Source organism: Variovorax sp. EBFNA2 (assembly GCF_033802765.1).
In the GTDB taxonomy this organism is placed as follows: Bacteria; Pseudomonadota; Gammaproteobacteria; order Burkholderiales; family Burkholderiaceae_C; genus Variovorax; species Variovorax paradoxus_H.
In genome coordinates, this window is record NZ_CP138496.1 from 2,218,160 (window position 1) to 2,237,265 (window position 19,106).

A 19,106-nucleotide genomic window follows, 5' to 3' on the forward strand; every position below is an offset into this window, starting at 1 on the left:
TCCTTGCAAAACGGTGGGCGGTGCGAGGGTTAGGTTCTGCGCACGCGCCCGTTGTTCCCGCTGTCCGCTATGAACTCTTGCGCACGCGCAGGTACCACTCGCACAGAAGCCGCACCTGCTTGGCCGTGTAGCCCTTCTCGACCATGCGGGTCACGAAGTCTTCGTGCTTCTTCTGCTCGTCGGCGCTGCTCTTGGTGTTGAAACTGATCACCGGCAGCAGCTCTTCGGTGTTGGAGAACATCTTCTTCTCGATGACTGCGCGCAGCTTCTCGTAGCTGGTCCACGCCGGGTTGCGCCCCGCGTTGCCGGCCCGTGCGCGCAGCACGAAGTTGACGATCTCGTTGCGGAAGTCCTTCGGGTTGCCGATGCCGGCGGGCCGCTCGATCTTCTCGAGTTCGGCGTTGAGCGAGGCGCGGTCGAACACTTCGCCGGTGTCCACGTCGCGGAACTCCTGGTCCTGGATCCAGTAGTCGGCGTAGGTCACGTAGCGGTCGAAGATGTTCTGGCCGTACTCGCTGTAGCTTTCCAGGTAGGCAGTCTGGATTTCCTTGCCGATGAACTCGGCATAGCGCGGCGCCAGCAGCTCCTTGATGTAGCTGATGTACTTCTGCTCGGTTTCCGGCGGAAACTGCTCGCGCTCGATCTGCTGCTCGAGCACATACATCAGGTGCACCGGGTTGGCGGCCACCTCGGTGCTGTCGAAGTTGAACACCTTGGAGATGATCTTGAAGGCGAAACGCGTCGACACACCGCTCATGCCTTCGTCGACGCCCGCGTAGTCGCGGTACTCCTGGATCGACTTGGCCTTGGGGTCGGTGTCCTTGAGGTTCTCGCCGTCGTACACCTGCATCTTGCTGAAGGTGCTGGAGTTCTCGGGCTCCTTCAGGCGCGTGAGCACCGACAGCTGCGCCATCATGCGCAAGGTGCCGGGCGCGCACGGCGCCTTGGCCAGCGACGAGTTGCGCACCAGCTTCTCGTAGATCTTGATCTCTTCGGAGGCGCGCAGGCAGTACGGCACCTTGACGATGTAGATCCGGTCGAGAAACGCCTCGTTGTTCTTGTTGTTGCGGAACGCCTTCCACTCGCTCTCGTTGCTGTGCGCCAGCACGATGCCGTCGAAGGGAATGGCGCCGAAGCCTTCGGTGCCCTTGAAGTTGCTCTCCTGCGTGGCCGTGAGCAGCGGGTGCAGTACCTTGATGGGGGCCTTGAACATTTCCACGAACTCGAGCAAGCCCTGGTTGGCCAGGCACAGGCCGCCGGAGTAAGCGTAGGCGTCGGGGTCGTCCTGGGCGTAGGTCTCGAGCTTGCGGATGTCGACCTTGCCGACCAGCGACGAGATGTCCTGGTTGTTCTCGTCGCCCGGCTCGGTCTTGGCGACCGCGATCTGGCGCAGCACCGAGGGGTAGCGCTTGACTACTTTGAACTGGCGGATGTCGCCGCCGTACTCCTCGAGCCGCTTCACCGCCCAGGGCGACAGGATGCGGTTCAGATAGCGGACGGGGATGCCGTACTCTTTTTCGAGGATCTCGCCGTCTTCGGCGGTGTCGAACAGCCCCAGGGGCGACTCGTTCACCGGCGAGCCATGGATCGCATAGAAAGGCACCCGCTCCATGAGCTGCTTCAGGCGCTCGGCGATCGAACTCTTGCCGCCGCCGACGGGCCCCAGGAGGTAAAGGATTTGCTTCTTTTCTTCCAGGCCCTGCGCGGCGTGGCGGAAATAGGACACCACCTGCTCGATGGCATCTTCCATGCCATAGAACTCCTTGAACGCCGGATAGATCTTGATGACCTTGTTGGCGAAGATCCGCGAAAGACGGGGGTCATTGCGGGTATCTACCAGTTCCGGCTCGCCAATGGCCTGAAGCATTCGTTCGGAGGCCGTTGCATATGCCGTCGGATCGCGTTTGCAGATATCCAGATATTCCTGCAGCGAGAGAACTTCCTCGCGGGTGCGTTCGTAGCGGGCTGCAAAGTTGCTGATCACGTCCATGGTCGCGCCTCCTTAGGTCGGCGGGGCTTTTGACCCCGATGCCTACAGCCAGAGACTGCGTCGCTCCTCTCGAAAGAGGGGCCCCGCCCATGGCCGTATGCCGTGGAAAACTCCCTTACACACTGTCTACTGAATCGGTTCAATCAGCATAAAGCAAAGAAAGAACCAGGCAAATGTTTTATTTATTCTGAACCCCTCTCGCAAGTAAAGTTCCTCGAAAAATGCGCAACTGCTTTTGGCGTTTCTGCTAAATTGAAAAGCTCGCGCTCGCGTAATTGTCCCCGGATGAAATGACTATGCCGAATGGCTATCGTCCTCATTGCAATTCTCCGGCGAACAGGTTTCCTAATTGAACCCGGGTTCAATAAAGCCGATGCCTTTCATCAATAACGCACGACCTGTCGTTTGGTTTATTGCATATCCAAAAAAAGATTAAAGCAATCCCCGCGCCACTTCCACAGCGGGTGGCTGGCGCATGCAAACGTGGGAAGAAAGCGCGGGCGCCGGTCGGCGCGTTCCGCAACGGTGCGGGGAGCACCGTTCGCGTGCCTGGCGCGCCACCGGAAGGCGGCGGCCGAAAGAGGGCACGCTGCGGGCCGACAGGGCGTCGGCCCGGCGCTGACGAAGGCCGTCAGCGCGTCAGCAGCAATATCAGCTGAAGAATTCCTTGGCCTTGTCGAACCAGCCCTTGTCGGTCGGGCTGTGCTTCTCGCCGCCCTTCTTGAGCGATTCGTCGAGTTCCTTGAGCAGCTTGCGCTGGTGCTCGGTGAGCTTCACCGGCGTTTCCACGCGCACGTGGCAGTACAGGTCGCCCGGATAGCTCGAGCGCACGCCCTTGATGCCCTTGCCTCGCAGGCGGAACTGCTTGCCGCTTTGCGTGCCGTCGGGAATGTCGATGGCGGCCGCGCCCTTGAGCGTGGGCACGTTGATCTCGCCGCCGAGCGCCGCTGTGGTGACGCTCACGGGCACCACGCAGTGCAGGTCGTCGCCGTCGCGCTCGAACAGGTCGTGCTTCTTGAGGCGGATCTCGATGTACAGGTCGCCGGGCGGCCCGCCGTTGGTGCCGGGCTCGCCGTTGCCGGTGCTGCGGATGCGCATGCCGTCGTCGATGCCGGCCGGAATCTTCACTTCGAGCGTCTTGTTGTTCTTGATCTTGCCCTGGCCGTGGCACACGGTGCACGGGTCGGGAACGATCTTGCCGCTGCCGTGGCAGGTCGGGCAGGTCTGCTGCACGCTGAAGAAGCCCTGGCGCATCTGCACGGCGCCCGCGCCGTGGCAGGTGGTGCAGGTGATGGGCTTGGTGCCGGGCTTGGCGCCGGAGCCGTGGCAGGTGCCGCAGTCGTCCCAGCTCGGGATGCGGATCTGGGCGTCCTTGCCCTCGGCCGCTTCCTCGAGCGTGACTTCCATCGCGTAGCTCAGGTCGCTGCCGCGGAACACCTGGCGTCCGCTGCTGGTGCGGCCGCGGCCGCCACCGCCGAACACGTCGCCGAAGATGTCGCCGAAGGCTTCCGCGAAACCGCCGAAGCCTTCCGCGCCCGGGCCGCCGCGCATGTTGGGGTCGACGCCGGCATGGCCGTACTGGTCGTAGGCGGCGCGCTTCTGGCCGTCCGACAGCATTTCGTACGCTTCCTTGACCTCCTTGAACTTGGCCTCGGCGTCCTTGCTGGTGTCGCCGTGGTTGCGGTCGGGGTGGTGCTTCATCGCGAGCTTGCGATAAGCCTTCTTGATTTCGTCCTCGTTGGCGTTCTTGGGAACGCCGAGGGTTTCGTAGTAGTCGCGTTTGGTGGCCATGTCAGCAGATTCGGTCGGGCGGCAGGAACTCGGGGAACTGGAAGCGAGAAAGGCTGGAGCACCTGTTCAGGTGTTCCAGCCTTGTGCAAGGGACTGAAGATCAGCCCTTCTTGACTTCCTTGACTTCGGCGTCGACCACGTTGTCGTCGGCCTGCGCGCTGGCGGAGGCTTCCGAGCCTGCCGGGCCGCCGGCTGCCGAGGCGCTGGCCGCGGCGGCCTGCGATTCGGCATACATCTTCTCGCCGAGCTTCTGGCTCGCTGTCATCAGCGTGTTGGTCTTTTCCTCGATCACGGCCTTGTCTTCACCCTTGAGGGCTTCTTCGACGTCCTTGATCGCGGCTTCGATCGCGTCCTTCTCGGCGGCTTCGAGGCTGGCCCCGTGCTCGCCGAGCGACTTCTTCACGCTGTGCACCATGGCTTCGCCCTGGTTGCGGGCCTGCACGAGTTCGAGCTTCTTCTTGTCTTCGTCGGCGTTGAGCTCGGCGTCCTTGACCATCTTCTGGATCTCGTCTTCGCTCAAGCCCGAGTTCGCCTTGATGGTGATCTTGTTTTCCTTGCCGGTGCCCTTGTCCTTGGCGCCGACGTGCAGGATGCCGTTGGCGTCGATGTCGAAGCTCACCTCGATCTGCGGCGTGCCGCGCGATGCCGGCGGAATGCCCTCGAGGTTGAACTCGCCCAGGGCCTTGTTGCCCGAAGCGATTTCACGCTCGCCCTGGAACACCTTGATCGTCACGGCCGGCTGGTTGTCTTCCGCGGTCGAGAAGGTCTGCGCGAACTTCGTCGGGATCGTGGTGTTCTTCGTGATCATCTTGGTCATCACGCCACCCATGGTCTCGATGCCCAGCGACAGCGGGGTCACGTCGAGCAGCAGCACGTCCTTGCGGTCACCCGAGAGCACCTGCCCTTGAATGGCGGCGCCGACAGCCACGGCTTCGTCGGGGTTCACGTCCTTGCGCGGCTCCTTGCCGAAGAAGGCCTTCACCTTTTCCTGCACCTTGGGCATGCGGGTCATGCCGCCGACCAGGATCACGTCGTTGATGTCGTTCACGCTGATGCCGGCGTCCTTGATGGCCAGGCGGCAGGGCGCAATGGTGCGCTCGACCAGCTCGTCGACCAGGCTTTCCAGCTTGGCGCGGGTGAGCTTGATGTTCAGGTGCTTCGGACCCGAGGCATCGGCCGTGATGTACGGCAGGTTGATGTCGGTCTGCGCGCTGTTCGACAGCTCGATCTTGGCCTTTTCAGCGGCTTCCTTCAGGCGTTGCAGGGCGAGCACGTCCTTGCCCAGGTCGACGCCTTGTTCCTTTTTGAACTCGCCGATGATGTAGTCGATGATGCGCTGGTCGAAGTCTTCGCCGCCCAGGAAGGTGTCGCCGTTGGTCGACAGCACTTCGAACTGCTTCTCGCCGTCGACGTCCGCGATTTCGATGATCGACACGTCGAAGGTACCGCCGCCGAGGTCATACACGGCGATCTTGCGGTCGGCCTTGTCCTGCTTGTCCAGGCCGAAGGCCAGGGCTGCAGCGGTGGGTTCGTTGATGATGCGCTTGACGTCCAGGCCCGCGATGCGGCCGGCGTCTTTGGTAGCTTGACGCTGTGCGTCGTTGAAGTACGCCGGCACCGTGATCACGGCTTCGGTGATGGTTTCGCCGAGGTAGTCTTCGGCGGTCTTCTTCATCTTGCGCAGGATGTCGGCGCTGACCTGTTGCGGGGCCATCTTCTTGCCGCGCACTTCCACCCATGCGTCGCCGTTGTCGGCCTTGGCGATGGTGTAGGGCATCAGGTCGATGTCCTTCTGGACTTCCTTTTCCTCGAACTTGCGGCCGATCAGGCGCTTGATCGCGTACAGCGTGTTCTTGGGGTTGGTGACGGCCTGGCGCTTGGCCGAGGCACCGACCAAGACTTCACCGTCTTCCTGGTACGCGACGATCGACGGCGTGGTGCGGGCACCTTCCGAGTTCTCGATCACACGCGTGGTGTTGCCTTCCATGATCGACACGCACGAGTTGGTGGTGCCGAGGTCGATGCCGATGATCTTTGCCATGTTCTTACTCCTGAAATTCGGAAAAATATGTTGTTATGAACTTGTGGATAACCCGGCGTGATTCAAGGGATGACGCGGGGATTTCCTGTGGGAATCTTGTGGGCCGATGCCGTCTTACTTGGGCGCGGCCACGGTGACCAGCGCCGGGCGCAGCACGCGCTCGTTGATGGTGTAGCCCTTTTGCAGCAGGCCGACCACGGTGTTGGCTTCCTGGTCGGCGGGCACCATCGAGATGGCCTGGTGCAGGTGCGGGTCGAACTTGTCGCCGGCGGCGGGGGCCACTTCGATCACCTTGTTGCGTTCGAGCGCGCTCTTGAGCTGGCGCAGCGTGGCTTCGGCGCCTTCGCGGATCTGCTCGGGTGTGGCGTCCTTGATGGCCAAGCCCGCTTCGAGGCTGTCGGTCACCGGCAGCAGGCTCTCGGCAAAGGCTTCGACCGCGAACTTGCGGGCCTTGGTGATCTCGTCGTCGGCGCGGCGGCGGGCGTTCTGCACGTCGGCTTGGGCGCGCAGGTACTGGTCGGCCAGCTCGACGTTCTTGGCCTGCAGGGCAGCCAGCTCGCCTTGTGCCACGGCCAGGGCGTCGAGCGCCTCGGCTTCATTGGCGGCGTGCGCGGCCTCCAGTTCTTCGGGACTGGGCTCGCCTTGCAGCATTTGAGAATTCTGTGCGGATTGTTGCGGGTCAGACATTTTTCAAAGAACCGGCGTGCGCCGGAAAACAAACACAGCCAGCCACTTGGGGCTGGTCTAGGGCTTTTCAAGCGTAAAAATGCGGCCAAAACGGCCGCAAGAGGGGGCGAAGTGACTTTCGCGAGAGACACCGCGGAACCGGCTTTGCCGGGCCGCTGGTGTCGCCCCCGGTAGGGGGTTGGCGCAGCGGACACGAAGTGCCGCGCAGCCTGGGGGCGAGCTAAATCAATGTGCGTCGAGGAGCTCGACGTCGAACTTCAGGGTGGCGTTCGGGGGAATCACGCCGCCGGCGCCGCGGGCACCGTAGCCCAGTGCGGCCGGGATGATCAGCGTGCGCTTGCCGCCGATCTTCATGCCGGCGACGCCTTCGTCCCAGCCCTTGATGACCTGGCCGGCGCCCAGCGAGAACGCGAAGGGGTCGTTGCGGTCGCGGCTGGAGTCGAACTTGGCGCCTTGCACGCCGTCGTTGAAGAGCCAGCCGGTGTAGTGCACATGCACGTGCTGGCCGGCCTTGGCTTCAGCGCCGGTGCCGACTTCGGTGTCTTCGTATTGCAGGCCGGAGGGGGTGGTGGGCATGGGAAACGCTCCTTGCGTCGATGAAAGGGGAGAGGAATCGGAGCCGCGGAGTTTACCGAGGCTCGAACGGCCCCCGCTTCAGCCCTGGCTGTCGGAGCCGGACGGCGTGCTTGCGGGAGGTGTCGCGTCGGGTGCGGAAGGCGCGGGCGTCACAGGTGTGAGCGCCTCGGCAGAGGCCGGCTGGGCGGTGGCCGGCCCCGCGGCCTTCTTGCTCTGCCCGAGCTGCCACTTGGCGGCAAAGGCCTGCAGGTCGGACAGGCGCTTGAGCAGGTCTTGCCCGCTGAGCGTGAGGCAGTAGCCGTCGCTGCCGTGGCTCACGACGCCGGCTTCGCGCAACTCTTTGATGCGGGTGTTGAGGGTGTTGGGAGTGATGCCGCCGACGCTGTCCTGCAGCAGCCGGAAGGTCTGGGCGTGGCCGTCGCGCAGGGCCCAGAGCACACGCAGCGCATAGCGGGCTTCGAGCAGGGCGAGCAACTGGCTGATGGCTGCGTTTTCCTTGGTACTCATCGACATCATCTCCTCGAAGCTGGGCGGACCGTCGGCCGGGGGCAGGCCGGGGCGGCGCACTCTTGTTTGTGATTGGCCGTCAGGGACCGTCTGGCGGGCCGACGACTATAGCGCGAAGGATCAGGATGCTACTGGTTTTATAGCTATACAGGCATGCAGCATGCGGGTTTCGAGACAAAGCTTCACAAATCAGGCGTAGTTGGCCATGGCTTCGCCCAGGCGGATCGCGCGGGTGGGCGACCAGTCCGGGTTGAAGGCCAGCGCGGGCGCCGGGAACAGCATGACGACGGTGGAGCCGAGCAAGAACCGGCCCATCTCGTCGCCCTTGCGGATGTCGATCTGCTGGTCGTTGTAGTGCCACTCGCGCAGTTCGCCCACGCGCGGCGGGTTGACCACGCCGTGCCACACGGTGGCCATGCTGCCCACGATGGTGGCGCCCACGAGCACGAGCACGAAGGGGCCGTTGGCCGATTCGAAGACGCACACCACGCGTTCGTTGCGCGCGAACAGGCCGGGCACGCCGCGCGCGGTGGTCGGGTTGACCGAGAACAGGTCGCCGGGCACATGGATCATGCGCACCAGCCGCCCGTCGCAGGGCATGTGGATGCGGTGGTAGTCCTTGGGGCTCAGGTACAGCGTGGCAAAGCTGCCGTGCGCGAACTTGGCGGCCAGCGCCGCGTCGCCGCCGACCAGCGCGGTGGTCGTGTAGTTGTGGCCCTTGGCCTGGAAGATCTGGTCGCCCTCGATCGCACCGAACTGGCTGATGGCGCCGTCCACGGGGCAGACGAGGTCGGCCTGCGCAAGCGGGCGCATGCCGGGCTTGAGGGCGCGCGTGAAGAACTGGTTGAAGCTCTTGTAGTGATGGATGTCGGACTCGAGCGCTTCGCCCATGTCGACGCCGTACTTGGCAACGAAGCGGCGAATGATCCAGGTGGTGACCGCGCCTCGTTCCTTGCCTGCGACCCAGCCGGCGAAATTGGTCAGGGCCTGCTTGGGGAACAGGTATTGGGGCAGAACTGCGGAGCGATCGGACACGTTGTGAAGGGCCTGGAATGCGGAATCGGACGGGCATTCTATAAAGCGCTTCCCTCGGGGAGCGTAGGAAGCTTCCCTTGGTTCGCGAGGGTGGGCGCTCTTTGCGGGGCACGCGCCCGGTGGGCGGTGCGGCGCGGGCGGCCCCACTGTGCCGGCCGCTGCGCGGCTGCCCTGCGGTGCTCGCGTTTCGCGGGGGCTCGCAGAACTCGCCTGCGGCTCAAACAGCTGCGAGCCCTGATCCGCGAAACGCTGCGCGCCTCGGCGGCACAGAGGGGCCGCCCGCACCACACCGCCCACCGGGCGCTTGTGGGGGTGTGGAGGCTGTCGGGCCGCTGCTGGGGTGGGGTCAGTCGGCCTTGATGCCTGCTGCCTTGATCACCTGCGCCCACTTCTCCACTTCGGCCTTCTGGAAGGCTGCGATCTGCGCGGTCGTCAGGTCGGCGGGTTCCATGCCGAAGCCCTTGAGCTTGTCCTGCATCTCGGGCGTCGCGAGGATCTTGCGGATCTCGGTGTGCAGGCGCTCGACCACGGGGGCGGGCGCACCGGCGGGCAGGAAGATCGCCTGCCACGACACCACCTCGAAGTCCTGCAGGCCGGGCACGCCCGACTCGGCGACCGTGGGCACGTCGGGCATCGAGGCCAGGCGCTTGGCCGAGGTCACGGCAATCGCGCGCAGCTTGCCGCTCTGGATGTGCGGGCCGGCCACCACGGTGGTGTCGAACATCATGTCGACCTGGCCGCCGATCACGTCCTGGATCGCCGGGCCGCTGCCCTTGTACGGGATGTGCGTGAACTTCACGCCCGACTTGAAGCCCAGCAGCTCCAGCGCCAGGTGCTGCGAAGTGCCCGTGCCCGCCGAAGCCGACGAGAGGCCGCCGGTCTTGGCTTTGCTGGCGGCGATCACGTCCTTCAGCGTCTTGTAGGGGCTGGCCTGGTTCACCACCAGCACGACCGGGTTGGTGCCGATGAGCGTCACGGGCGCGAACGACTTCTGCGGGTCGTAGCCCAGCTTGGGGTACAGGCTCACGTTGATGGCGTGCGAGCTGATCGTGCCGCCCACCAGCGTGAAGCCGTCGGGCGCGGCGCGCGCGCCGATCTCGGAGCCCACGCTGCCGCCGGCGCCGCCCTTGTTGTCGATGATCACGCTCGTGCCCAGCGCGGTGCCGAGCCTCTGGCCGATGAGGCGGCCCAGCACGTCGGTGGTGCCGCCCGCGGGGAAGGGCACGAGGTAGGTGATGGCCTTGCTCGTGGGCCAGGTGGTGCCGCCTTGCGCAAAGGCGGGCAGGGCCGCGGCGAGCGAAACGGCGAGGGCGGACTGGATGAGTGTGCGGCGTTGCATGGCAGTGTCTCCTTGTCGTGGGGCGTTCACGGCTTGATGTTGAGCTTGGTAATCAGCGCCTTGAAGTAGGCGTTGTCCTTGGCCAGCGTGTCCTTGAACACGGCGCCGTCGGTGTAGACGTAGCCCAGGTTCTGGCGGTCCATCACTTCGTGCATGAGCGGCTCGGCGGCGGTCTTGGCGGTGATCTCGCGCAGCTTGGCCATCACTTCGGGCGGCGTGTTCTTCGGCGCGCCCAGGCCGCGCCACGTACCGATCGACAGGTCGATGCCGCGCTCCTTGGCAGTCGGGACTTTGTCGAAGCCCTTCACGCGCTTGTCGGCCATCACCATCAGCACCTTGAGCTTGCCGCCCTGCACGTGCGTCGTGACTTCGGCGGGGCTCACGGCCACGGCCTCGATGTGGCCGCCCAGCAGCGCGAGCACGGCGGGCGCCGCGCCCTGGTAGGGGATGTGGCCGAACTTGGTGCCGGTCTTGTCTTCGAGCGCGGCGGCGGCCAGGTGCCAGATCGAGCCGTTGCCCGAGTTGCCCACGCGAATGCCCTCGGGCGACTTCTTCGCGGCGGCCAGGAACTCTTCGATCGTGTTCCACGGCGCATCGGCCTTCACGGTGATCGCGGCCGGGTCGGCGTTGAGCTGCGCAATCGGCTGGAAGTCGTCGTAGTTGAACTTGGCCAGGCCCAGGTGCGGCAGCGTGAGCAGCTCCACGGTGAGCACCGCGAGCTTGTAGCCGTCGGGCTTGGCGTTGATCACCTCGGTCCAGCCGATGGCGCCGCCCGCGCCGGGACGGTTGACGATCACGATGCTCTGCGAGATGTGCTTGCGGCTCGCTTCCGAGAAAGCGCGCGCCAGCCCGTCGGTGCCGCCGCCGGGCTGATAGGGCACGAGCAACTCGATGGTGCGGTTCGGGAAGTCGTTGGCTTGTGCCGCGGCGGGCGCGGCCAGGCCGAGCGAGAGGGCGGCGGTGGCCGAAAGGGCGGCAATGCCGCGGACGAACTGGCTTCTTTGCATGGTGTCTCTGTCTCCGTTGTTGATCTGTGGTGTGGCGCAGGGGAGGGCGCAGGCTCAGGGCATGTACTGCCCGCCGTTTACCTCGAGCACCTGCCCGGTCACGTAGCCCGAAAGCTGTTCGGACGCGAGGTACAGGAAGGCGCCCACGCATTCGTCGGCCGTGCCCAGGCGCCCCATGGGGATGCCGGTCTTGAAGGTTTCGAGCATCGCGGGCGTCGAGAAGCGGTCCTGGAACGGCGTCTGGATCACGCCGGGCGCGACCGCGTTCACGCGGATGCGGTCGCCCACGAGTTCCCGGGCCAGGCCGTGCGTCGCGGTGCTCACGAAGCCCTTGGCGCCCGCGTACAGGTAGGCACCAGGACCGCCGCCGGTGCGCGCGGCCACCGAGGTCACGTTGATGATGGCGCCGCTGCCTTGCTTGCGCATCTGCGGCACCGTCTCGCGGCAGAAAGCCAGCACCGAGCGCGCGTTGATGTGCATCACCTCGTCGAACAGCGCATCGTCGAACTCGGCGATCGGCATGCGCTTGACCAGGCTGCCGGCGTTGTTCACGAGCACGTCGATGCGGCCGAAATGCGCCGTGGTTTCCTGCACGCAGGCGCGGATCGCGGCCGTGTCGCGCACGTCGGCCTGCAGCGCGAAGGCCGTGCCGCCGGCCGCGCGGATGGTGTCGACCACGCCGTTCGCCGCATCGGCCGAGCTGTTGTAGTGCACGGCCACGCGCATGCCGCGCGCGGCAAACGCGATGGCCACTGCCGCACCGATGCCGGTGCTGGCACCGGTGACGAGGGCGGTCTTGTCCTTGAGGTCTTCCATGGTGCTTCCTTTCGGTGTCAGGTCACGGGTGCCGGGTTGAACAGCACCAGCGCGTTGTGCAGCTTCCAGTGCTCGGCCCAGGTCTTCTTGCGGCCGCTGGCCACGTCGAGCATCAGGCGGAACATCTCCCAGCCGATGTCCTCGATGCTGGCGTCGCCGTCGGCGATACGGCCCGCGTTCACGTCCATCAGGTCGTGCCAGCGGCGCGCGAGGTCGCTGCGCGTGGCGACCTTGATCACCGGCACCTCGGCCAGCCCATAAGGCGTGCCGCGGCCGGTGGTGAACACATGCAGGTTCATGCCCGCTGCGAGTTGCAGCGTGCCGCAGATGAAATCGCTGGCCGGCGTGGCGGCGTAGATCAGGCCCTTCTGCCTGGCCTTCTCGCCGGGCGCGAGCACGCCGGTGATCGGCGACGAGCCCGACTTCACGATCGAGCCCATCGCCTTCTCGACGATGTTCGACAGCCCGCCCTTCTTGTTGCCCGGCGTGGTGTTGGCGCTGCGGTCGACGCGACCCTGGTGCAGGTAGGCGTCGTACCAGGCCATCTCGCGGATCATCGCGTCGGCCACTTCGGGCGTCGACGCGCGCGAGGTGAGCTGGTCGATGCCGTCGCGCACCTCGGTCACTTCCGAGAACATCACGGTGGCGCCCGCGCGCACCAGCAGGTCGGTGCAAAAGCCCACGGCCGGGTTGGCGGTGACGCCCGAGAAGGCGTCGCTGCCGCCGCACTGCACGCCCACGACGAGCTCGCTCGCGGGCACGGTCTCGCGCCGGCGTTGGTTGAGGCGCGCGAGGTGCACATCGGCCTGGCGCATCACCGAATCGATCATCGACATGAAGCCGACGTGCGCGTCGTCCTGCAGGCAGACCACGTCAAGGTCGTCGGAGGGCGCGCCGCGCTGGTCGGTGATGGGAATGGTGCCGGGCGGCAGCAGCCGCTCGGGCTGCAGCTTCTCGCAACCCAGACTCACGACCATCACCTCGCCGCCGAAGTTCGGGTTGAGGCTGATGTTGCGCAAGGTGCGGATCGGCACGATGGCATCGGGTGCGTCGATGGCGACGCCGCAGCCGTACGTGTGCTCCAGCGCCACCACGTCATCGACGTTCGGGTACTTCGGCAGCAGCTCGGCCTTGATGCGCTGCACGGCGAACTCGGTCACGCCCGCCACGCACTGCACGGTCTGCGTGATGGCCAGGATGTTGCGCGTGCCCACCGAGCCGTCGGCGTTGCGGTAGCCCTCGAAGGTGTAGCCCTCGAGCGGCGGCAGGGCAGGGGGCTTGACGGTCGCGATGGGCAGGCCGTCGAGCTCGGGCGCGACCGGCATGCGCATCACGCGCTCGTGCACCCAACTGCCGCGCGGCAACGCCTTGAGCGCGTAGCCGATCACCACGTTGTAGCGCACGATGGCCGCGCCTTCGGCCAAGTCGGTCAGCGCGACCTTGTGGCCCTGGGGCACGGTGTCGACCAGCACGAGGCCGTCGTCGAAGGCCGTGCCGGCCTTGAGGCCGCCGTCGTTCGCGACGATGGCGACGTTGTCGGCCGCGTGGATGCGGATGTACAGCGGCGGTCGGGTGTTCGCATCGGCCATCGGGAGGCCCTTTCTTCTGTCTTTACTTCACCACCATGAACAGGCCGGGCAGCCAGGTGGAAAACGCGGGAACAAAGGTAACGACCCCGAGCGCAAAGATCAATGCGCCATAGAAGGGCCAGATCGTTCGCATCACCGTGCCCACCGACACCCCGCCGATGGCACAGCCCACGAACTGGGTGGTGCCCACGGGCGGCGTGTTCAGGCCGAGCGCGCAGTTGATGAGCATCACCACCCCGAATTGCACCGAGGTCATGCCGTAATGCTGGGCAATCGGCAAAAAGATCGGCGTGCACAGCAGGATCGTCGCGGCCATGTCCAGGAAGGTGCCCAGCACGAACAGGATGACGTTGATGAGCAGGAAGATCATCCACGGCGTGGTCGTGATCTGCGACAGCAATTCGCCCGTGAGCTGGGCCACGCCGTACAGGCTGATGAGGTAGCCGAAGGTGCTCGAGATGCCGATGAGCAGCAGGATCACGCCCGTGGTGCGCACCGCCTTCGCGGCCGCCTTGATGAAGTGCTCCCACTTCAGCGTGCGGTACACGAAGATCGTGAGCGCCAGCGCATAGAGCACCGCCACCGCTGCCGATTCGGTCGCCGTGAAGATGCCCGACAGAATGCCGCCGAGGATCAGCACCACGATGAACAGGCCCGGCAGCGCCGCCGCGAACGAGCGCGCCACGATCTCCCAGCCCGGGAACTTGCCGGCCGGGTAGCCGCGCTTCACGGCCACGAGGTAGGCCGCCGCAAGGTTGCTGATGGTGAGCACGGCCGCCGGCAGCAGCGCCGCCAGGATCAGCGCCGCAATCGACACCTTGCCGCCCGCTGCGAGCGAGTAAATGATGAGGTTGTGGCTCGTCGGCATCAGCGCGCCGACCAGCGCCGCGTGCGTCGTCACGTTGACGGCGTAGTCGGCGTGGTAGCCCTCTTTCTTCATCATCGGGATCATCACGGCGCCCATGGCCGAGACGTCCGCCACGGGCGAGCCCGAGACGCCGCCGAACAAGGTGCAGGCCACCACGTTCGACATGCCGAGGCCGCCGCGCACGTGGCCCACGAGGTTGCGCGCAAAGTTGACGATGCGGTCCGCAATGCCGCCGTAGAGCATGAGCTCGCCGGCGAAGATGAAGAACGGAATGGCCAGGAACGAGAAGATGCCCATGCCCGAGGTCATCTGCTGGAAACCCACCGCAAGCGGCAGGCCTTCGTACAGCAGCGTGGCCAGGGCCGACAGGCCGATCGAGAACGCCACCGGCACGCCGAGCAGCAGGAACAGCGTGAACGAGAGGCAAAGAATGAGAAGAGGGGTCGTCATGATGAGGTTCAGCCCCAGGCGGGTTCGACTTCGCGGCCTTGAGCGAGCGCGATGATGTGTTCGATGGAGAACATCACGATGAGGACGCCCGACACGGCGGCGGGCACGTACTTCCAGCCTTCGGAAATCCAAAGCGTGGGCAATCTGTAGTCCCACACCGATTCGGCCAGCGAGGCGCAGTTCCAGGCCATGGCCAGGCCGAACAGCAGGATCAGCGCGTGAATGAGGTATTCCATCTTCAGGCGCAGCCAGTCGGGTGCGAGCACGAGGAAAGATTCAAGCCCGATGTGGCCCGCGTCGCGCACGCCCACGGCCACGCCCAGCATGGTCACGTAGAGCACCAGCAGCAGCGCGAGGCTTTCTGCCCAGGTGGGGGTGTTGTTGAGCACATAGCGGCCGAACACCTGCCAGCTCACGGCGCAGATCACCGCGACGAGACCGAGGATGCCCATCCACATGCAGGCACGGGCGAGCGTGCGGCAAAGTTTGGTGTACATGAAGGTTCTTCTGTGTCTTCCTCCCTCCCCCTCTGGGGGAGGGTTGGGGTGGGGGCACGCGGCGCATGCATGAGCGCCGTCGTGCCCCCATCCCGGCCTTCCCCCAGCGGGGGAAGGAGCCAATACGGCGAGGGGCTTACTTCGTGTCCTGGACGCGCTTGACCAGGTCCTTGAGCTTCGCGTCCGTGATGAACTTGTCGTACACCGGCTTCATCGCGGCCTGGAACGGGGCCTTGTCGACGTCGATGATCTCGGCGCCGCCGGCCTTCACCGTGGCCAGCGACTTCACTTCACGCTCCTGCCATTGCTTGCGCATGTAGGGCACCGATTCCTTGGCGGCCTGGCGCAGCCAGCCTTGCTCTTCGGTGGAGAGCTTGTCCCACACGCGCTTGGAGAACAGCAGCATCTCGGGCGCCATCGAGTGCTCGGTCTTGCTGTAGTACTTGGCGACCTCGAAGGCGCGCGCGCTTTCGTAGGTGGGGTAGTTGTTTTCTGCGGCGTCGATGAGGCCGGTCTTCAGGCCCGTGTACACCTCGCCCATGGGCATCGGCGTGGCGTTGGCGCCCATGGCTTCGAGCATCGACACCCACAGGTCGGACTGTTGCACGCGGACCTTCAGGCCCTTCATGTCGGCGAAGTTGCGCACGGGCTTCTTGGCCGTGAACATCGAGCGCGCGCCGCTGTCGTAGTAGGCCAGGCCCACGAAGCCCTGCTTCTCGCACGACTTCAGAATCTCTTCGCCGACCGGGCCGTCGAGCACCTTGTGCAGGTGGTCGACCGAGCGGAACAGGAAGGGCATGGTCGGCACCTGCGTCTCGGGGCAGATGTTGTTCATGGGCGCGATGTTCACGCGCACCATCTGCAGCGCGCCGATCTTGGTCTGCTCGATCGTGTCCTTCTCGTTGCCGAGCGCGCTGTTGTTGAAGACCTTGATGCTGTGCTTGCCCCCGGACAACGCCTTGAGCCGTTCGCTCATGAACTTCACGGCGGTCACCGTGGGGTAGTCGTCGGGATGGATGTCGGCCGAGCGGAACTCGGTGGCGCCTGCAGCCAGTGTGGTCAACGCGGCTGCAGCGCCGGCAGCAAGTGCGATGAGTGTCTTGTAGAGCTTCATTTGTCTCGTCCTCTTGGTGGTTGTCGTAAACAGAAAGAAAGGGGTCAGCCGCCGAAGGCCGGCTCGGGCACGCCGGCCACGCGGGGATTCAGCGCGAACACGCCGCCGGCCAGCGGCTGGTCCGACAGGTCGATGCCGCCGGGGCGGATCGAGGTGACGAACAGCGTGTCGAGGTTCGCGCCGCCGAAGGCGCACATGGCGGGCTTCTTCACCGGCACGGCGAGCGAGCGGTCGAGCCGGCCGTCGGGCGTGAAGCGGTGCACCAGGCCGGCGTCGTTGCCGCAGATCCAGTAGCAGCCGTCGACGTCCATCGCCGCGCCGTCGGGGCGCCCGGGCAGGGGCTGCATGTCGACGAACAGGCGCCTGTTGTGGGGCGTGCCGGTGTCGGTGTCGTAGTCGAAGGCCCAGACGGCCTGCACGCTCGGGTGCGAGTCCGACAGGTACATCGTGCGGCCGTCGGGGCTGAAGGCCAGGCCGTTGGGCACGATCAGGTCGTCGAGCTGCAGCGTCGCGCTCTCGTTGCCGGCGCCGTAGCGGTACAGGCGGCCGACGCGTGCGCCGGCGGCCATGTCGAGCAGCATCGTGCCGGCCCAGAAGCGGCCCTGCCGGTCGCAGCGGCCGTCGTTGAAGCGCATGCCCGGCGCGGCATGCGCCACGGGCGCGAACGGCGTGGCCGCGAGCGTGCCGTCGGTGCGCGGGCGCAGCGAGAAGAGGCCGCTTTCCATGCCTGCGATCCACTCGCCGGGCTGGCCGGCGCGGGGTGCGATGCAGGCGATCATTTCATCGGCCTGCCACGTCGCATGGCCTTCGGCGGCGTGCCAGCGGTTGAGCGTGCGCGCGGGAATGTCGACCCAGTAGAGCGCCTGCTCCGCGGCCAGCCACACGGGGCTTTCGCCCGTGCCGTTGCGCGCGTCGAGAACGAGTTCGGCTTGCATCGGGTGCCGCGCGTTCAGTCGCCGAACGGGCCTTGTGTGGTGAACGCGCCGCCCTGGTAGATGGCGTTCGGGTCGGTGGGCGCCACCTTCGGTTGCGCCTCGACCTTGTCGCGGAACACCTCGGAGCTGTCTTGCGGCACGAAGCCCAGGTGCGCGGCGGCGGCGTTGTCCCACCACAGGTCGCGGTTGGCCGACATGCCGTAGACCACCGTGTGCTTCACGTCGGGCGTGAAGAGCGACTTTTGAATCAGTGTCGTCAGGTCGCGGTAGCTGAGCCAGGTGCTCATCATGCGGCGGTTGAGCGGCTCGGGGAACGAAGAGCCGATGCGGATGCTCACCGTTTCGATGGCCCAGCGGTCGAAGTAGAACTGCGCCATGTCTTCGCCGAAGGACTTCGACAGGCCGTAGTAGCCGTCGGGCCGGCGTGCGGCGTGCGCGTCGATGTGCTCGTCCTGTTTGTAGAAGCCGATCACGTGGTTCGAGCTGGCGAACACCACGCGCTTCACGCCGTGGCGGCGCGCGGCCTCGTACAGGTTGAACACGCCCTTGATGTTGGCTTCGAGCACTTCTTCGAAAGGGCGCTCGACCGACACGCCGCCGAAGTGGGCGATGGCGTCGCAGCCGGCCACCAGCGCATCGACCGCGGCCTTGTCGGACAGGTCGCAGGGCACGACTTCTTCATGCGCGCCCATGGCCGGCGCGATGTCGGCGATGTCAGAAAGGCGGATCACGTTCGCAAACGGTGCGAGCCGCTCGCGCAGCACGCGGCCGAGCCCGCCGGCGGCGCCGGTCAGCAGCAAGCGGCCGAGTGGGGAGGAGGGGGCTTCAGGCGTCGACATGTCTTCGGGATGTGTGAGGGAAGCGGTGTGAAATGGACAACGGTGTCACCGTTTTTAGGTGATAAGTTATCTGTTGTCGTACAACTGTGAGGGGATTATGATCGTCGCCATGGCCCAAACGACTGCGGGTAATCCCGAGGTTCAGAAAACGACCGCCGACCATCCGGCGGGAAGCGCCGCCTTCGTCGGGCGACCGCGCCAGCGCGCGCGCGGCCTGGCGCACGGGCTGGTGGAAGACCTGGGCGAGAAGATCCGCAGCCAGTCGCTGCGCCCGGGCGACAAGCTGCCAACCGAGTCGGCCATCATGCAGGCCTATGGCGTGAGCCGCACCGTGGTGCGCGAGGCGCTGTCGAAGCTGCAGGCGGGCGGGCTGGTCGAGACGCTGCACGGCGTGGGCACCTTCGTGCTGCAGCCGCGACCGGGTGGCATGGGCGGGGTGTTTCGCCTCGATCCCGGCGAGATCGCGACCTCGGTCGACGTGCTTGCCGTGCTCGAGCTGCGCATCAGCCTGGAGACCGAATCCGCCGGGCTGGCCGCGAGCCGGCGCACTGACGAGCAGCTGGTGGCGATGCGCCAGGCGCTCGACGCGTTCGAGCAGAACGTCACGGTGGGCGGCGACACCGTCGCGCCCGACTTCGCTTTTCACCTGGAGATTGCGCAGTCGACCGGCAACCCCTACTTCGCCGACATCATGCGGCACCTGGGCACGACGATCATTCCGCGCACGCGCATCAGCGCGATCCGCGTGCAGGACGGCAGCTACCTGAGCCGCGTGAACCGCGAGCACGAAGAAATCTATGCGGCCATTGCGCGCCGCGACCCCGAGTCGGCACGCGCCGCGATGCGCATCCACCTGACCAACAGCCGCGAGCGGCTGCGCATGGCGCAGGAAGCCGCGCAACAGCAAAAAGCCAAGGCGGAGGCGGCCGGCAACGGCGCCGCCTCGTCCGACCACACCCCTTCGCGTTGAGTTCGCGCTGAGTTTTCAGGGCTCAAGTCTGGACAAGCTGATTTTCTAGTTGTAC

General features: G+C 65.7%; 16 protein-coding genes and 1 pseudogene. 1 reads left to right on the forward strand and 16 read right to left on the reverse strand.

Annotation, left to right across the window (positions count from 1 at the left end):
* Nucleotides 1-67: 67 nt before the first annotated feature.
* The 16 genes and pseudogenes from RZE79_RS10260 to RZE79_RS10335 all read right to left on the reverse strand — a co-directional run bounded on the left by RZE79_RS10260 (nt 68) and on the right by RZE79_RS10335 (nt 18,081).
* The gene (locus tag RZE79_RS10260; RefSeq protein ID WP_319360337.1) at nt 68-1,990 is read right to left on the reverse strand and encodes a PrkA family serine protein kinase; all 1,923 of its coding nucleotides are present in this window, start codon (nt 1,988-1,990) and stop codon (nt 68-70) included.
* Between the two features lie 651 nt (nt 1,991-2,641).
* Nucleotides 2,642-3,781: a molecular chaperone DnaJ gene (gene dnaJ / locus RZE79_RS10265; RefSeq protein WP_095744576.1), complete on the reverse strand. Its 1,140-nt coding sequence runs from the start codon at nt 3,779-3,781 to the stop codon at nt 2,642-2,644.
* Nucleotides 3,782-3,881: 100 nt separating this feature from the next.
* Nucleotides 3,882-5,822 carry a molecular chaperone DnaK gene (gene dnaK, locus RZE79_RS10270; protein ID WP_319360338.1) on the reverse strand — a complete coding sequence of 647 codons (1,941 nt, stop codon included), beginning with the start codon at nt 5,820-5,822 and terminating at the stop codon, nt 3,882-3,884.
* 114 nt (nt 5,823-5,936) lie between these two features.
* The gene (grpE, locus tag RZE79_RS10275) at nt 5,937-6,473 is read right to left on the reverse strand and encodes a nucleotide exchange factor GrpE (RefSeq protein WP_319360339.1); all 537 of its coding nucleotides are present in this window, start codon (nt 6,471-6,473) and stop codon (nt 5,937-5,939) included.
* Between the two features lie 261 nt (nt 6,474-6,734).
* Nucleotides 6,735-7,085 (reverse strand): FKBP-type peptidyl-prolyl cis-trans isomerase, encoded by a 351-nt coding sequence (locus RZE79_RS10280; RefSeq protein WP_056582943.1) that lies wholly within the window; start codon nt 7,083-7,085, stop codon nt 6,735-6,737.
* Between the two features lie 204 nt (nt 7,086-7,289).
* Nucleotides 7,290-7,592 (reverse strand): annotated as a pseudogene (locus RZE79_RS10285) (winged helix-turn-helix transcriptional regulator); the annotation flags it as partial.
* Nucleotides 7,593-7,781: 189 nt separating this feature from the next.
* On the reverse strand, nt 7,782-8,627 hold the full coding sequence (gene asd, locus RZE79_RS10290; protein ID WP_056582945.1) for an archaetidylserine decarboxylase: 846 nt from the start codon (nt 8,625-8,627) through the stop codon (nt 7,782-7,784).
* A gap of 346 nt (nt 8,628-8,973) precedes the next feature.
* Entirely contained in the window at nt 8,974-9,966 is a 993-nt protein-coding gene (locus RZE79_RS10295; RefSeq protein ID WP_319360340.1) for a tripartite tricarboxylate transporter substrate binding protein, read from the reverse strand.
* A 26-nt stretch (nt 9,967-9,992) separates the two neighbouring features.
* Nucleotides 9,993-10,973, reverse strand: a complete 981-nt coding sequence (locus RZE79_RS10300; RefSeq protein ID WP_319360341.1) for a tripartite tricarboxylate transporter substrate binding protein — start codon at nt 10,971-10,973, stop codon at nt 9,993-9,995.
* Between the two features lie 54 nt (nt 10,974-11,027).
* Nucleotides 11,028-11,789 (reverse strand): glucose 1-dehydrogenase, encoded by a 762-nt coding sequence (locus tag RZE79_RS10305; RefSeq protein WP_319360342.1) that lies wholly within the window; start codon nt 11,787-11,789, stop codon nt 11,028-11,030.
* Nucleotides 11,790-11,806: 17 nt separating this feature from the next.
* Nucleotides 11,807-13,378, reverse strand: a complete 1,572-nt coding sequence (garD, locus tag RZE79_RS10310; RefSeq protein ID WP_319360343.1) for a galactarate dehydratase — start codon at nt 13,376-13,378, stop codon at nt 11,807-11,809.
* Between the two features lie 22 nt (nt 13,379-13,400).
* Entirely contained in the window at nt 13,401-14,696 is a 1,296-nt protein-coding gene (locus RZE79_RS10315; RefSeq protein ID WP_153285147.1) for a TRAP transporter large permease, read from the reverse strand.
* 8 nt (nt 14,697-14,704) lie between these two features.
* Entirely contained in the window at nt 14,705-15,193 is a 489-nt protein-coding gene (locus tag RZE79_RS10320) for a TRAP transporter small permease (RefSeq protein WP_056582957.1), read from the reverse strand.
* Between the two features lie 136 nt (nt 15,194-15,329).
* Nucleotides 15,330-16,307, reverse strand: a complete 978-nt coding sequence (locus tag RZE79_RS10325) for a TRAP transporter substrate-binding protein (protein ID WP_319360344.1) — start codon at nt 16,305-16,307, stop codon at nt 15,330-15,332.
* 44 nt (nt 16,308-16,351) lie between these two features.
* A complete protein-coding gene (locus RZE79_RS10330; protein ID WP_319360345.1) occupies nt 16,352-17,242 on the reverse strand; it encodes an SMP-30/gluconolactonase/LRE family protein in 891 nt (296 codons plus the stop codon).
* Nucleotides 17,243-17,256: 14 nt separating this feature from the next.
* Entirely contained in the window at nt 17,257-18,081 is an 825-nt protein-coding gene (locus RZE79_RS10335) for an NAD(P)-dependent oxidoreductase (RefSeq protein WP_319360346.1), read from the reverse strand.
* 109 nt (nt 18,082-18,190) lie between these two features.
* Here RZE79_RS10335 and RZE79_RS10340 point away from each other — a divergent pair, with 109 nt between their 5' ends.
* On the forward strand, nt 18,191-19,051 hold the full coding sequence (locus RZE79_RS10340) for a FadR/GntR family transcriptional regulator (RefSeq protein WP_319360347.1): 861 nt from the start codon (nt 18,191-18,193) through the stop codon (nt 19,049-19,051).
* Nucleotides 19,052-19,106 lie beyond the last annotated feature (55 nt).

Coding starts and splice junctions, on each gene's coding strand:
- RZE79_RS10260 (WP_319360337.1), bottom strand. CDS start 1,990: ATGGACGTGATCAGCAACTTTGCAGCCCGCTACGAACGCACCCGCGAG.
- RZE79_RS10325 (WP_319360344.1), bottom strand. CDS start 16,307: ATGAAGCTCTACAAGACACTCATCGCACTTGCTGCCGGCGCTGCAGCC.
- RZE79_RS10295 (WP_319360340.1), bottom strand. CDS start 9,966: ATGCAACGCCGCACACTCATCCAGTCCGCCCTCGCCGTTTCGCTCGCC.
- RZE79_RS10315 (WP_153285147.1), bottom strand. CDS start 14,696: ATGACGACCCCTCTTCTCATTCTTTGCCTCTCGTTCACGCTGTTCCTG.
- RZE79_RS10330 (WP_319360345.1), bottom strand. CDS start 17,242: ATGCAAGCCGAACTCGTTCTCGACGCGCGCAACGGCACGGGCGAAAGC.
- RZE79_RS10320 (WP_056582957.1), bottom strand. CDS start 15,193: ATGTACACCAAACTTTGCCGCACGCTCGCCCGTGCCTGCATGTGGATG.
- RZE79_RS10280 (WP_056582943.1), bottom strand. CDS start 7,085: ATGCCCACCACCCCCTCCGGCCTGCAATACGAAGACACCGAAGTCGGC.
- RZE79_RS10300 (WP_319360341.1), bottom strand. CDS start 10,973: ATGCAAAGAAGCCAGTTCGTCCGCGGCATTGCCGCCCTTTCGGCCACC.
- RZE79_RS10305 (WP_319360342.1), bottom strand. CDS start 11,789: ATGGAAGACCTCAAGGACAAGACCGCCCTCGTCACCGGTGCCAGCACC.
- RZE79_RS10335 (WP_319360346.1), bottom strand. CDS start 18,081: ATGTCGACGCCTGAAGCCCCCTCCTCCCCACTCGGCCGCTTGCTGCTG.
- dnaK (WP_319360338.1), bottom strand. CDS start 5,822: ATGGCAAAGATCATCGGCATCGACCTCGGCACCACCAACTCGTGCGTG.
- RZE79_RS10340 (WP_319360347.1), top strand. CDS start 18,191: ATGGCCCAAACGACTGCGGGTAATCCCGAGGTTCAGAAAACGACCGCC.
- grpE (WP_319360339.1), bottom strand. CDS start 6,473: ATGCTGCAAGGCGAGCCCAGTCCCGAAGAACTGGAGGCCGCGCACGCC.
- dnaJ (WP_095744576.1), bottom strand. CDS start 3,781: ATGGCCACCAAACGCGACTACTACGAAACCCTCGGCGTTCCCAAGAAC.
- garD (WP_319360343.1), bottom strand. CDS start 13,378: ATGGCCGATGCGAACACCCGACCGCCGCTGTACATCCGCATCCACGCG.